Here is a 13,335-nt window from a genome sequence, read left to right as displayed (position 1 = left end):
GCTGGAGGAGATCCACAAAAAGTCTTTAAAACATAAAAAAAGGTCGGAATTTCTTCCGACCACGACTGCGTTTCGCGCCTCCTTTTTTTATGCCCGCTTTTGATGTCTTATATCAGCATGCTGAAAGGATTCTCGAGTAACCCTTTCAAGGTTTGCAGGAAGGTTGCGGCAAGCGCGCCGTCCACCACACGGTGGTCTGCAGAAAGCGTAACCTTCATGATATTAACCGGGTAAACCGTTCCGTCTTCTTTAAAGGCGGCCACTTTTTTGATTCCTCCAACCGCAAGGATACAGGAATCAGGCGGGTTGATGATAGCGGTGAACTCGTCTACGCCGAACATACCCAGGTTAGAAATTGAAAACGTATTTCCTTCCCATTCGCTGGGTTGTAATTTCTTGTCTTTGGCTTTCCCGGCAAGTGTTTTTACTTCGCCGGAAATAGCGGCCAAACCTTTCAGGTCCGCATCTCTTACGACCGGAACCAGCAGCCCCTCTTCAACTGCGACAGCCACACCAATGTTGACATAGTGGTACCGGCGGATTTTATCGCCTAACCAGGCGGAGTTTACTTCCGGGTGTTTTTTTAATGCCAGGGCTGCTGCTTTGATCACCATATCATTGAAGGAGATCTTGGCTGAAGAAGCCTCGTTAAGCTGCGGACGAAGCGCCATGGCTTTGTCCATATTGATTTCCATGGTCACATAGAAATGCGGCGCGGTAAACAGGCTTTCGCTCAGGCGGCGCGCGATAGTTTTCCGCATCTGCGAAACCGGCAGGTCTTCGTAACCGCCTGCAGGCGCCGGCGCAGGTGCTGCTGCTTTTGCAGCAGGGGCCTGAGGTGCAGCCGCTTTTTCGGAAGGTACAAAACTGTCGACGTCACGTTTGACAATACGTCCGTTTTCCCCGGATCCTGTAACCTGTTGTATATCTATTCCTTTTTCTTCCGCCAGCTTTTTCGCCAGGGGAGATGCTTTCAGGCGATCTCCGGATACAACCTGTTCGCCGGCCACACTCGCGGCAACCGGTGCGGCTGTTTCCTGTTTGGCAGGGGTGGGTTCAGCTGCGGCCGGTTCGGAGCTGCCACCTTCAAGCAGCGCTTTGTAGTCGGCCCCTTCTTCGCCGATAACGGCAATGATGCCGTCAACAGGTACTGAAGCGCCCGGCTCAACTCCCTGATATAGGAGCGTCCCCTCGTCATAAGCCTCCAGCTCCATCGTGGCTTTGTCGGTTTCGACTTCTGCCAGGATATCTCCGGACTTCACTTTGTCGCCTACTTTTTTCTGCCAGGAAACCAGCACGCCTTCCTCCATGGTATCGCTCATCTTCGGCATGCGGATAATGGCGGCATTGACATTTACCGCAGCTTTTTTCACGGCAGGTGTAGCGTCTGCAACTTTTGTTTCCGGTTGCGCGGCTTCTTTCTCAGGCGCCTTTTCCGGCGCTTTTTCAGCAGCAGCGCCCCCCTCCAGCAGGGACTTGTAATCTTCACCTTCCTTCCCGACCACGGCTATGATTCCGTTCACGGGCACAGAAGCTCCTTTTTCAATGCCGATATATAATAAGGTGCCCTCCTCGTACGACTCCAGTTCCATGGTGGCCTTGTCTGTTTCCACATCAGCAAGAATATCACCGGATTTCACAGTGTCACCAACTTTTTTATGCCATTCTGCAATGACACCTTCTTCCATGGTGTCGCTCATTTTGGGCATTCTAATTACTTCAGCCATATTACGTGAATGTACTATTGAGTTAACTTGTCATGGTTCCGTTGAAAGTACTGAGCGGCGGATGGATCGATGGTGATGCACGCCAGTCAGCGAATACTTTCCGGTCGTATGTGCAATTGCTTACGAAATGCCAATACGCCATCAAAATTAGCAGAAAGCAGGATAAAACCAGCCAACCGGGCGCTAAAAAGTGTGATAATGCGCTCCGGGCGGCGGCAATTCCATTTTTTGCGCGGGAAGAGGGTCCCGGTAAGTGCCTGATTTCCTTCTAAATATCGAAACGTATGCCCTGGGCCAACGGTAGTTTCCTGCCGTAGTTGGTGGTATTGGTTTGCCGGCGCATGTACGTTTTCCAGGCATCCGATCCGGATTCTCTGCCGCCGCCGGTGTCTTTTTCCCCGCCGAAGGCTCCGCCGATTTCCGCCCCCGAAGTACCTACGTTCACATTGGCTATCCCGCAGTCTGAACCGGCGCTGGAAAGAAAATATTCCGCTTCCCTGAGATCATTGGTGAATATGGAGGAGGAAAGGCCCTGCGGAACGCTGTTTTGCATTTCGACCGCTTCTTCGATGGTATCGAAGGCCATGAGGTAAAGGATAGGGGCGAACGTTTCCTCCTGTACTACCTGCCAATGATTTTCTGCTTCAATGATCACCGGCGTAACATAGCAGCCCGATTCAAATTCTGTGAGCAGCCGGGCATCCGTCAACAGCTTTCCCCCCTGCTCACCTGCGCGCCGGACTGCGTTAAAATAGTTATCCACCGCGTCTTTGTCAATCAGCGGTCCCATGTGGCTGGCCTCGTCGAGCGGATTGCCGATTTTTAATTGGCTATACGCATGCAGGAGTTTTGATTGAACTGTTTCATACAACGCGCGCTGGACGAAGAGGCGCCTGGTGGTGGTACAGCGCTGTCCCGCCGTGCCTACTGCCCCGAATACAACAGCCGGGATTGCCAGGGTCAGATCTGCGGATCCGGCAATAATTACCGCATTGTTTCCGCCGAGTTCGAGCAGTGATTTTCCCAACCTTCGGGCGGTGGCCTGTGCCACTTGCGTCCCCATTCTGGTACTGCCGGTGGCGCTTACCAGCGCTATGTCCGGGCTTTCTGCAAGCTGCCGGCCAATCGTACCGTCGCCCGTCAGCAGGCAAAACACGCCCTCCGGCAAATGGTGTTCCCTGAGGACCCCGCATACAATATTCCTGACGGCAATAGCCGAAACCGGCGTTTTTTCCGAAGGCTTCCAGATGCAGGTGTTGCCGCAGACCCAGGCGATGGCCGCATTCCAGGACCAGACTGCAACAGGGAAATTAAAGGCGGAAATAATGCCTACAACGCCCAAAGGGTGCCATTGCTCGAACAAACGGTGGTCCGGCCGCTCACTTTGCATGGTCAGTCCGTAGAGTTGCCGGGACAAGCCGGCGGCGAAGACGCAGATGTCGATCATTTCCTGTACCTCACCGAGCCCTTCCTGCAGGCTTTTGCCCATTTCATAGCTGACCAGCGTGCCAAGCTCGGTTTTGAAATGGCGGATACGGGTCCCAATTTCCAGGACTATTTCACCACGCTTGGGCGCGGGGAGGCTACGCCAGGACAGAAAGGCCTTTTTTGCGGTTTCAATTACCTCCAGGCAATCGGTTTCGTTTGCCGATGATACGGATGCAATCTTCTTACCGTCTACCGGTGAATAGGAATCGAGTATTTTTCCGCCGCCGGGCCGGGAGATTGTGCCGGTCGACACCCCGTCATTTTGCGGGGAAACGTCGAGCGGCATCAATAGGTCGGATATTGCGATCATAGCAGAAAAGTTTGAGAATTAAGACGATACGAGCACTAATTCAGCTTGTAGTAATGACCATTCTGGGTTTCCAGGAATTGGTCGAGCGGAATGTCCTCCTGCCTGACAAAGCCCTTCGGGGGGATTACCCCGTTTGCAACCAGCTCGATAACTGATGCAACAGACGCCGCGGTGGTCCAGGAGATAGCACGCCAGTGCCGGCCGTCAATATGGATGGGATGGTAAGCCCGGTAGAATTCCTCTCTTTCCAGGCGGTCGCCTTTCCAGCCTTCCACAACTGCATATACGTAGACTACGTCTTCCTGGACCGGCGGTTTGGCTTCCGTGAGAATTTTTTCGGCCAACTCCCGCTGGTCCTTCAGAATCAGCTCATACAACAGGAAGCGCATGAGGCGACAGTGACCCGGGTACCGGATCGTTTTGTAGTTGAGCGTATCGAGTTTCCCGTTAAAGGTTTCACACATGGTACCGAGACCGCCCGAGGTGCTGAAAGCTTCGAATTCCTGGCCCTCTATATTAATCGTTTCGATGCCCTCGAGAGAGGGAACAAGTTTCATTTTGCCGTTGTGAATTACCTCGGCATCATTGATATATTCGTTGATCACCCCGGCGGGAGACCAGGTGAATGCATAGCCGAGCAGGCCGTTGGGGTAGCGGGGCAGTGCGCCCACCCGCAGCTCTATATCACGGAGCCGTGTGAATCGTTTTGCGAGATCGGCGCCCACGATACCGATAAATCCGGGCGCAAGCCCGCATTGCGGCGCCATGACCGATTGACTTTTTTCAGCCATTTTCCGGATGGTTGCGGTGGTCGCGACATCCTCCGTAAGATCGAAGTAATGGAGCCCGGCCTCGTGCGCGAGGGTGGCTATCGGTAGATTAAGGTGATAAGGCATGCAGGAAACCACGGCGGCGAAGCCTTTCATGGTTTTCTTCAGAAACTTAAGATCGGTCACATCCCCCCTGACAACCGGGAAGGGCAGATCGGATTCCTCCAGGTCAAGACCGGTAACGTTAAAAGACTTATGAAGCAGGGTGCCGACCAGTGAACCGACTTTACCCATGCCAATCACGAGGATTTTCATTTGTGAATTTAGGTTTGAGGTTTGAGTGGTGAGGGATGAGGGTTGGGCCGTCGCAGCGGCTCACAACTCAATGCGCACAACTAAAACCTTGTTGAATGAAGTGCTGGTAAAAAGGGCGTGCAGCCCGGAAACTTTGTTGACAGGTAAATATAAAAAGGAAATCGGAAATCAGAAATCAGAATTCAGCCCCCATTTCCGATTTCCGATTTCTGATTTCCGATTTCTGATTTCCAATTTCCCATCAAAACATCCCGTTCAACAGTCCGGCCAGGCGGATGCCGCCTTTCAGCAGGCGGTCGTTAAGGGTGTCAATGTGCTTGAAATTGTAGTCATAGCGAAGCTTGTCGCCCTTCTTTACGCCGGCGTAGAGCTGTTCGGCAATTTGAAACGATTCGAACAACCATTCTCCGGGTTGAGCGGCCTGCCATTGCCGGCGCTGCTGCCTGGAAGAGAAGTCGATCGCACGGGTGTATTCGGTGTAGCTTAATTGCTGATAGTTGATCAGGTCTTCATCCCACACCTTGTGCAAATTGCTGGGCTCATAAAACCAATGCAGCTGTATTTTGTTGCCCCCGAGATCGTCTGGACGCCCGACGTGCATGGGTTGATGCATGTCGCCTACGAGGTGTACGATCAGGCGCAGGTACATTTTTTTTGTTTCCCGTGAAAGCGTATGGTTGGTTTTGAGCTCTTTGACCAGGAAATGCAGCCGGTTGTAGACATTGTTTGAGCTGTCGCTTTCGAGCTGGGCGAATAACGCCTCCCGGTTTGTTCCGGTCCTGATGTTCACATAGTGCCAATTGTTCAGATAGCGATAGGCCGTATCGGATTTGATAAAATCTGCCCAATTGGCCGACATGGCGAGTGATTCGTTGCCAAGAATTTTTCTTATTTCCCTTTTTGCGCGGCCTGACAGGTGATTCTGGGCAATTTCCCCTACAATCCGGTGTCCGAGCAAACCCCAGGCGAAGCCCGGATTCGCCGCCAATAGCAGGGTCAGTATAAGTAGCAGTCGTCTTTGGGCCATTTCATGGATAGTTGATGATTGTCTAAATACCAAAGTTATGGCGAAATGCGGAGCTGCAATAGAAATGTACCGGAAATCGTCTGGAAGCTGCGGAGCCGTTCGCTAAGTAATAGCTGGCTTTTTTACTTACTGTTTTTATAATGAGGATATTGCGTTGATTTTATCGGAAAAGTAAATGCCCCCCATTTTACAACACTGATTTTATGAAAACGAAATTGAGTACCTCACTCATTGTCATTGCGGCAGTGTTTGTCCCTGCTTATGTAGTCGGGCAGAATTGCAGCCCGCGCTCTTCTCTACCTACCCTCTGCATTACTACCACTGCCCCCGTCACAAGTAAGGACGATTATGTTGCAGGCAGCATGCAAATTGTGGAAGAAAAAAATGGACCGGTTGAATTGTATAACGGCGGAATCCGGATACGAGGCAGAGGCAACTCTACCTGGCTGCTGGATAAGAAGCCTTACCGGATTAACCTGAATACCGCGGCCAGCCTGCTGGGTATGCCCTCCGTTGCCAAAAATTGGGTGTTATTGGCCAATCACGCGGAAAAAACCCTGGTGCGGAATTCCCTGGCCCTGGAGCTGTCGCGCTATATGGGGTTGCCTTATTCCAGCCCTTTCCGCTATGTAGACGTAATCCTGAATGGCGATTTTATAGGCTCATACCTCTTGACCGACCATATGGAGGTGCGTTCGGGCCGGGTAGATATCGAGGAGGGGCAGCCTGCGTCGGTCCCGGGTGCGTACCTGGTAGAACTGGACGGTTTTGCGTGGCAGGAGCCGTATTTTATCCGGACTACCCAGGGGCTGATCGCTACAGTTAAGTACCCTGACCTGGTGAAACCGCAGGATGATGCCAAAATTGAAGCCATTACCAACGACATCAATGACTTTGAGCAGCGGCTTTTTTCCGATATCCACCCCGAGGCGCCCGGCGGATACCTGGAAAGAATCGATAAATCATCGCTGATCAATTGGTATATAGCCTGCGAAATTACGGGCAATTCAGATGCCTTCTGGAGTGTCTACCTGCACAAGCGAAGATCTGACAACCACATTTTCCTGGGACCCCTGTGGGATTTTGACATTGCCTTTGATAACGACGACCGTATCGCTTCCGCCAGGTACAGGTTAATGGCCGACGTCGGTCAGGACTATATTTTCCGGCGGTGGATAGTCAGGCTGAGAAATGACGACGTGTTTATGAGCGCGGTGAAGCTGCGTTGGAACGAGTTGAAAAATAACGGGCTGAAAGACCATCTCCTTGGCAAAATCAATGAATATACCAGCTTACTGACCAGTTCGGGGTCACAGCAGCAAAACTATACGCGCTGGCCGGTACTTTCTACCAAAGTGTATAAAGAGGTTTTCTGGAACGGGAGTTACGAGGATCATGTCAATTTTTTGTCCGATTATGTGGAACAGCGCATAGACTGGCTCGACACAGAAATCAATGGCCTGTCGCAAAACTATCGGTACCAGATTGTGAACCGCCAGAACGGGAAAGCCCTTGCCGCCCCGGCATCAGGGACCGGTGTCGTGCAGAAAACGCTCTCCGAAAATAATGATTTCCTATGGGAAGTGAAACCGCTTCCGAACGGTTTCTTCCAGTTATACAACGTGGGCAGGCAGCTTGTACTGGCAGGAACCGGCTCTGCCGGTGCTCAGGCGGTGCTTTCGGGCGCCAATCCGGCCGATCCCCTGCAGCAGTGGCGTATTACCAAAACCTCGGACGACTCGTATGCGTTTGTCAACCGGAAGGCGAGCATGGGGCTTCAGAATAGCGCTGGCTCCATTTCTGATGGCGCACCGGTCCATACGATAGATTTCAATGCATTTATACCTCAAAATGGTATTTCAGAGGTGCAGCACTGGCTGGCTGGCTCGCAGGCGGGCAAGTGGACGATTACCTCCGCCGGGAGCGCATTGCCCATTTTGATACGCGAATTTAAAGCGACTAACCAGGAAAATGCCGTTCGTCTTGATTGGAAGGTAACCGAACAGGTAAACGGCAGTCATTTCGGTATAGAACGTCTCAATAAAGATCTCGAGGCGGTACAGCTTGCGACTGTGAGCCTGGGGGATTCGCAGGACGGGACTTACCACTGGGTAGACGAACAACCGGTTGCCGGCATACAATATTACCGCGTAAAAATGGTGGACCTTGACGGGAGTTTTGAATATACGAACCTGGTCTCGGTTACGCGGCATGGCAAAGCTGAGAATCTAAAAGTTTTCCCTAATCCATCCTCGCGGTTTCCTGAAGTTCATTTCTTCTCCTCAGGTACAGAACGCACTTATCTGGAGGTATATAACCTAACGGGGGTTCGGATGTTCGACCAGGTTGTGACGGCAACGCGGGGCTGGAATATCGCCTCTTATGCCGAGGTAAAATTACCCGCGGGGTTATACGTGCTGAAGGTGACAGATGGGAATACCAGCTCTTCCCGACAGTTTGTGATGAGCCCCTGAGCCGCCCCCAGGCGCGTTAATAGACAATCACGGTATGATTTTCGGTCGGGTGCCCCGTACAGGTCAGGACGCTGCCTGCGGCAATGTCCTGGTCGGTTAGCACTTCGTTGTAATCCATCCGCACATTACCGGCAGTACACCGGGCGATACAGGTGCTGCACATGCCCGAGCGGCAACTGTAGGGCAGGCGGATCTTATGTTTGAGCGCTTCATCCAGGATACTGTGGTCATAAGGGACTACCAGGTCGTACACTTTGCCCTGAAAATGGATCTGTACTTCATACGGCGTTTTGTCGATTACTTTTTCGGTATCGTCGTCTTCATCTTCTTCATTTTCAGGCGGCAGGAAAGTTTCCCGCCTGATTTGGGCGGATTCGAAACCCATCCCGAGAAGGGTAATCCGGCAGAGGTCCATGTAAGTCACAGGCCCGCAGGAATAGAACAGGGCATCGCGCCGGTCGAACTGAAGATGCTGACGAACGAATTCTTCAAGGTTGAAACGATTGAGGCGAGCCCGGAGCAGGTTTTTGTTGTTGCTGAAAAGCCAGATTACCCGAAGCCGTTCCGGGTACCGGGTTTCCCATTGTTTGATTTCGTCCATGAACGGCGCTACCTCAGGATTGCTGTTGCTGAAAATGAGAACCACCTTCGAGGCCCTTTCGGCCACCAGCGCGGTCTTCATGATCGAGAACAGGGGCGTAATGCCGATCCCCGCTCCAAAAAGAAAAACGGTGCGTTCTTTTTCCGGTTCCGGTTCGTAGGTAAAGAGCCCTTGCGGTTCTAACACGGAAAGGAGATCGCCCGCGTGGGTTTTGTGGTGCAGCAACCTCGAAATTTCGCCATTATCTATCCTTTTGATGGTGATGGCCGGCGGCTCGTCGACGTGCGGAGAACTACTGAATGAATAGGACCGCCTGACTTCCCGTTCCCCGAATAAGAATTTCAGGGTTAGGAATTGACCGGCCTTGTAGGGCAGGGGGTATCCGTTGGTCGTTTCCATCGAAATGGTGATGTTGTCACCCGGCCTCGGCTCTATTTTGGTGATGCGTAGCTCGTACTCGTTCATAAGATTGGTGTTGCAAGATAGACCTTTTTTGGCTGGGACAAAATGCGTATTTTTAAACACCAAAAAACAAATTAAGCATAGATGAGCACTATTGGCAGAATCGCATTGGTTACTGGCGGGTCGAAAGGAATCGGGTACGGCATTGCTGAATCCCTGATAAAGGACGGTGTTAAAGTCGCCATTACGGCGCGTACGCAGAAGTCGGCCGATCTGGCGGCCGCAGCGCTGAACAAACTTCGGGAGGGATATGCCATCGGGCTGGAGGCTGACGTTCGCAACCTGGAATCGCAGCAAAGGGCCGTTGATTTGCTCCTTGTCAAATGGGGGCGCCTCGATTATGTGATTGCCAATGCGGGGGTAGGGCATTTTGCCCCCATCCACGAGATGACGCCCGAGCTTTGGAATGAAACGATTGATGTTAACCTGACCGGGGTATTCAATACTATTAAAAGCACGATCGAGCCACTGACAGAAACACAGGGTTATTTTATTACCATCGCGAGCCTGGCAGGTACCAATTTTTTTGCGAATGGCACGGCCTACAATGCAAGCAAGTGGGGGTTAGTTGGGTTTACCCAGGCATTGATGCTCGATCTGAGACCTCAGGGTATTAAAGTTACTACCATTATGCCGGGTTCTGTGGCTACCGGCTTTGGAGAAAGGGAGGTTACGGAAAAAGATGCCTGGAAGATTCAGCCCGAGGACATCGGACAAATTGTTTCGGACCTTATCAAAATGCCGGCCCGGACACTGCCGAGCAAAATTGAGGTTCGCCCGGCGAATCCGCCGAAATGAGTGCTTAAAGCCGGTGAATCAAGCCGGTAAGCAACTGCGGCTGAAGGAACAGGCCGATGACTACACAGAGTATAAAGAGGGCAACGATCGAATTGACCGGCGTTGCCCACCCGGCCTGGGCTTCTGCTCCGTTTTCGTCCTTTTTAAAGAAGAGCAGAAAAGGAAGCTTAAGGTAATAGGCCAGCGAAATAGCAGCGTTGAGGATGCCGCCGACGAGCAGAACCAGCATCCATGTGTTCCCCGCGGCGCGATAAGATTCCCATAGAGAAGAGAAAATCAGCCATTTCCCGGTGAACCCGATGGTTGGCGGCAGGCCCGCAAGGGCGACCATAACAAAGGTAAGCGCTACGCCGCCAATGGTCCAGGCGCTTCCCTTTCCGTTAAAATGCGCAAAGTTCAGATCCGACCGGGGCGAGAACAGGTCAGCCAGGAGAAAAGCGCTCATGGATAGAAATGCATAAGCCACCAGGTAAAATACACCGGTTTCGAAGCCGGTCTGGTTGACCGAGACGAGCCCTACCATCAGGTACCCGGCTTGTGCAATAGTGGAATACGCAAGCAGTCTTTTGGCGTTCTGTTGCCACAATGCCCCGGTATTGCCTACCGTCATGCTGATCAGCGCAATACCCCCGAGTATGGGTGCTGCGGCTTCCGGAAGCGCTGACAGAAGGCGAGAAAGTGCTAGCAGCACCGCAATTTTCGGGGCCGTTGAAAGGAATGAGATAATAGGAGTGGGACCGGCTTCATAAGTGTCCGGTGTCCACACGTGAAAGGGAATCAGCGAAAGCTTGAAAAGCAATCCGCCGAAGGTGAGCAGGATCGTAACGGTAATGATGTACGGGTCGTTTTCCATTAGCGCGCTCCAGGCTTCGGCAGATAAGTCCAGGGAGCCCGTCAGACCGTACAAAAATGAAATTCCGTAAAGCATGATAGCTGAGCTTACGGTGCCGAAAAGCAGGTATTTCAGGCTCCCTTCAGAAGCCTGTGCCTTTGGCGAAAGCCCGATCAGCAGGTAGGAGCTCAGCGAAATGACCTCCATCGACAAATAAACAGTCAGCAAATTGGCGGCCATACAAAGGAACAGAGATCCCAGGACCGCACTGGCCAGCAAGATCAGCAGCTCGGGCTGAAACCGGTACCGCAGCTTTTGCAGATGGAAAAGGGCAAAGACCCAGGTCAGTGCAACCAGGATTTTGAAAAAAATAGCCTTGCTGTCGAGGAGGAGCAGATTATGAAACAACGCGCCCCGTTCAGTAGTTGTCCATTGTATGGCCAAGAGAGCAAGGAGCAGGAACGCGCCTACCCATTGCAGCTTCAATAATCTTGAAAATTTCGTTTCCGGAGTGTGGTTTTTTGAGATAGCCAGCTCAGAAACCAGCGTAGCGAGGAAGAAAATAATGAGGAATAGCTCCGGGTAAAGGTCGGTAAGACTGTTACGGAGGTGTTGGATTTGATCGATCAGGGACAAAACTTATGCGGCTTTTTCTACAAAACTAAGCAAAGTATGGCCTCAATAAATGGTCGGCCGTGAATTTTGTGGACGTGGTTATTCGCCACGGTACCTTACGGCTAGCCCCCGCATGCTATACCCCTCGTAATCTTTGCCTGTATAATATTGATAATTGACGTTTACGAGTGCGTCTGCGCCGATTTTCTGGGCTTTCATTACCAATTGGGCCGTAATAAGGCTTTTGGCTTCCGCGCTGTTGCCTTTTTGAAGCAGGCGTTTTTCAGCTGTGTTCTGGTAAGCCAGGACGGCGTCCTCCCGGCTGATTTCCAGCCATTTAATTTCAGAATATGGCCTTTGCGGGGTCTCGTTTTCGTAGAATACGTCGAGCGGGAAAGAAGTTTTCTGGCTTATGGGGATCACACACGACGGTATGGAAACCGTCGCGGCGGCGAGCAGGAGTATGAAAGAATACCTTTTCATTGGGTATCTCGATTTATTGGTCATGGAACGATGAAAATGTTCGGGGCATTTCACAATCCATGTCCGTATAACAATTGTTGTGCGAATAAAGTGCTTTTGCGGCGTATTTTAAAGGCCTTATGAACTCCCGGGCAAAAATGTCCCTTCCCAAGGAAGTTAAAAAAAGGTCAAAAATGAGACACAATCGGGGTTTATTCGAAGATTGATTCCAACCAATTGAAGTTGCGTGCGCTCCTCAATAAAACAAAACAGTAACCTTTATGAAACAAGCACATTCTACGTTCTCAGCCATTCTATCCATTTTTTTACTGGCGGGTTGCCATTTCGGCGAGGTAAACAAAGGCCCTGAGACTACAGGCCCTGAACCGACTCCGTGGATGGAAGTAGGGAAAGACAGTCTTTCAGTGGAAGCTTACCTGGCAACGAGCGAACCCATTGCCATGTATGCGGCGCTGCAGGAAATTTTTAAAGACCGGAACATCGCTCAAATGAATATGGTCAGCAATTCTTCATCCGATTTGACTGCCCTCGCGGAGCGTATCCCGCTCTATAGCTACATTTTGCTGGATGAACGGAAAGGAACCGATTCGGGGGTACAGGTGACGGTTGAGAATGGTCGTGTCAAAAGCATTTACCTGAATAGCGGTAAAAAATTGTCGCGCTGGCCGGAAAGCGGTTCTGCGAAAGAGACGATAAGGGAAGGTGATGCCGCGGAACAACTCTATGGTAAGTTCTCGGAAATAAAGGGTCGAAAAAGCTACGCGAAGAAGTTTGAGCGTATCAGTCTGGCTACCAAAGACATGACGAAGCCGTTTGATCCTGAAATGGGACGCCTGCCGCAATGGTATTTTGGCTACTCCACCGGTGATCGCACAATGGAACAGGTAGGCGTTTATCTCGTAAACGGAAAAGGATCGCATGTGGTTGTAACGAAGTATAAGCAGTGGTGAGGGGATCGGGAGTCGGAAGTCGAAAGTCGGAAATCGGACTCGTGAATTATACATTTCAAATCACAAAAGCCGGGGCTGCCCCCGGCTTTTGTGATTTGAAATGGGCTTGGAATGACCGTCCGGGACCTGTCATTCCGAGAAAGAAGTTTTTTGCGAAAACACCTTGTAGCGGAGATGACAAATAGATGTTGTCAATGGAAGTCAATGGTAGCCGGAGGCTACCACCCGGACGGTCATCCTGAAAAAGAAGTTTTTTGCGAAAACACCTTGTAGCGGAGATGACAAATAGATGTTGTCAATGGAAGTCAATGGTAGCCGGAGGCTGCCACCCGGACTGTCATCCTGAGCGGAACGCAGTGGAGCCGAAGGATCTCCTGTTGTTAGAAAAAAGCCCTCTGAAAGGGATTAGGTACGGGGAGCGGGAGATCCCTCCACTGCGGTGCCAATGACATCTTTTTTAACTTATTGTGTTTCAAGTAAATA

General features: G+C 51.4%; 12 protein-coding genes. 5 read left to right on the top strand and 7 right to left on the bottom strand.

The window, feature by feature from the left end; all coding sequences use genetic code 11:
- Positions 1 to 107 precede the first annotated feature (107 nt).
- Entirely contained in the window at positions 108 to 1,727 is a 1,620-nt protein-coding gene (locus ABD852_RS03835) for a pyruvate dehydrogenase complex dihydrolipoamide acetyltransferase (protein ID WP_345026696.1), read from the bottom strand.
- 32 nt (positions 1,728 to 1,759) lie between these two features.
- Here ABD852_RS03835 and ABD852_RS03830 point away from each other — a divergent pair, with 32 nt between their 5' ends.
- The gene (locus tag ABD852_RS03830; protein WP_345026695.1) at positions 1,760 to 1,999 is read left to right on the top strand and encodes a hypothetical protein; all 240 of its coding nucleotides are present in this window, start codon (positions 1,760 to 1,762) and stop codon (positions 1,997 to 1,999) included.
- Here the strand turns inward: ABD852_RS03830 and amaB are convergent.
- The 3 genes from amaB to ABD852_RS03815 all read right to left on the bottom strand — a co-directional run bounded on the left by amaB (position 1,996) and on the right by ABD852_RS03815 (position 5,637).
- Entirely contained in the window at positions 1,996 to 3,525 is a 1,530-nt protein-coding gene (gene amaB, locus ABD852_RS03825) for an L-piperidine-6-carboxylate dehydrogenase (RefSeq protein WP_345026694.1), read from the bottom strand. The genes ABD852_RS03830 and amaB overlap by 4 nt on opposite strands.
- 35 nt (positions 3,526 to 3,560) lie before the next feature.
- A complete protein-coding gene (locus ABD852_RS03820; RefSeq protein ID WP_345026693.1) occupies positions 3,561 to 4,610 on the bottom strand; it encodes a saccharopine dehydrogenase family protein in 1,050 nt (349 codons plus the stop codon).
- Positions 4,611 to 4,851: 241 nt separating this feature from the next.
- A complete protein-coding gene (locus ABD852_RS03815) occupies positions 4,852 to 5,637 on the bottom strand; it encodes a S1/P1 nuclease (protein ID WP_345026692.1) in 786 nt (261 codons plus the stop codon).
- A 203-nt stretch (positions 5,638 to 5,840) separates the two neighbouring features.
- On the opposite strand from ABD852_RS03815, the gene ABD852_RS03810 reads away from it, so the two are divergent.
- The gene (locus ABD852_RS03810; protein WP_345026691.1) at positions 5,841 to 8,111 is read left to right on the top strand and encodes a CotH kinase family protein; all 2,271 of its coding nucleotides are present in this window, start codon (positions 5,841 to 5,843) and stop codon (positions 8,109 to 8,111) included.
- A gap of 16 nt (positions 8,112 to 8,127) precedes the next feature.
- Here the strand turns inward: ABD852_RS03810 and ABD852_RS03805 are convergent, their stop codons facing one another.
- On the bottom strand, positions 8,128 to 9,177 hold the full coding sequence (locus ABD852_RS03805; protein WP_345026690.1) for a 2Fe-2S iron-sulfur cluster-binding protein: 1,050 nt from the start codon (positions 9,175 to 9,177) through the stop codon (positions 8,128 to 8,130).
- An 81-nt stretch (positions 9,178 to 9,258) separates the two neighbouring features.
- Between ABD852_RS03805 and ABD852_RS03800 the strand changes: the two genes are divergently transcribed.
- Positions 9,259 to 9,972 (top strand): SDR family oxidoreductase, encoded by a 714-nt coding sequence (locus ABD852_RS03800; protein WP_345026689.1) that lies wholly within the window; start codon positions 9,259 to 9,261, stop codon positions 9,970 to 9,972.
- 4 nt (positions 9,973 to 9,976) lie between these two features.
- On the opposite strand, the gene ABD852_RS03795 is transcribed toward ABD852_RS03800, so the two are convergent.
- Positions 9,977 to 11,440, bottom strand: coding sequence for an NADH-quinone oxidoreductase subunit N (locus tag ABD852_RS03795; protein ID WP_345026688.1), 1,464 nt, complete (start codon positions 11,438 to 11,440; stop codon positions 9,977 to 9,979).
- A 78-nt stretch (positions 11,441 to 11,518) separates the two neighbouring features.
- Positions 11,519 to 11,902 (bottom strand): hypothetical protein, encoded by a 384-nt coding sequence (locus ABD852_RS03790; RefSeq protein ID WP_345026687.1) that lies wholly within the window; start codon positions 11,900 to 11,902, stop codon positions 11,519 to 11,521.
- A 260-nt stretch (positions 11,903 to 12,162) separates the two neighbouring features.
- Between ABD852_RS03790 and ABD852_RS03785 the strand changes: the two genes are divergently transcribed.
- Positions 12,163 to 12,852 (top strand): hypothetical protein, encoded by a 690-nt coding sequence (locus ABD852_RS03785; RefSeq protein WP_345026686.1) that lies wholly within the window; start codon positions 12,163 to 12,165, stop codon positions 12,850 to 12,852.
- Between the two features lie 278 nt (positions 12,853 to 13,130).
- The gene (locus ABD852_RS03780; protein ID WP_345026685.1) at positions 13,131 to 13,301 is read left to right on the top strand and encodes a hypothetical protein; all 171 of its coding nucleotides are present in this window, start codon (positions 13,131 to 13,133) and stop codon (positions 13,299 to 13,301) included.
- Positions 13,302 to 13,335 lie beyond the last annotated feature (34 nt).

Source organism: Ravibacter arvi (genome assembly GCF_039540405.1).
In the GTDB taxonomy this organism is placed as follows: domain Bacteria; phylum Bacteroidota; class Bacteroidia; order Cytophagales; family Spirosomataceae; genus Ravibacter; species Ravibacter arvi.
The sequence above is the reverse complement of the archived record's forward strand: the minus strand, read 5'-3'. Positions and strand labels throughout refer to the sequence as shown.

What these genes read in the sequence shown, in the direction of transcription:
- ABD852_RS03800 (WP_345026689.1), top strand. Translation starts at nt 9,259, where the DNA reads ATGAGCACTATTGGCAGAATCGCATTGGTTACTGGCGGGTCGAAAGGA.
- ABD852_RS03805 (WP_345026690.1), bottom strand. Translation starts at nt 9,177, where the DNA reads ATGAACGAGTACGAGCTACGCATCACCAAAATAGAGCCGAGGCCGGGT.
- ABD852_RS03815 (WP_345026692.1), bottom strand. Translation starts at nt 5,637, where the DNA reads ATGGCCCAAAGACGACTGCTACTTATACTGACCCTGCTATTGGCGGCG.
- ABD852_RS03785 (WP_345026686.1), top strand. Translation starts at nt 12,163, where the DNA reads ATGAAACAAGCACATTCTACGTTCTCAGCCATTCTATCCATTTTTTTA.
- ABD852_RS03820 (WP_345026693.1), bottom strand. Translation starts at nt 4,610, where the DNA reads ATGAAAATCCTCGTGATTGGCATGGGTAAAGTCGGTTCACTGGTCGGC.
- ABD852_RS03830 (WP_345026695.1), top strand. Translation starts at nt 1,760, where the DNA reads ATGGTTCCGTTGAAAGTACTGAGCGGCGGATGGATCGATGGTGATGCA.
- ABD852_RS03790 (WP_345026687.1), bottom strand. Translation starts at nt 11,902, where the DNA reads ATGAAAAGGTATTCTTTCATACTCCTGCTCGCCGCCGCGACGGTTTCC.
- amaB (WP_345026694.1), bottom strand. Translation starts at nt 3,525, where the DNA reads ATGATCGCAATATCCGACCTATTGATGCCGCTCGACGTTTCCCCGCAA.
- ABD852_RS03780 (WP_345026685.1), top strand. Translation starts at nt 13,131, where the DNA reads ATGACAAATAGATGTTGTCAATGGAAGTCAATGGTAGCCGGAGGCTGC.
- ABD852_RS03835 (WP_345026696.1), bottom strand. Translation starts at nt 1,727, where the DNA reads ATGGCTGAAGTAATTAGAATGCCCAAAATGAGCGACACCATGGAAGAA.
- ABD852_RS03810 (WP_345026691.1), top strand. Translation starts at nt 5,841, where the DNA reads ATGAAAACGAAATTGAGTACCTCACTCATTGTCATTGCGGCAGTGTTT.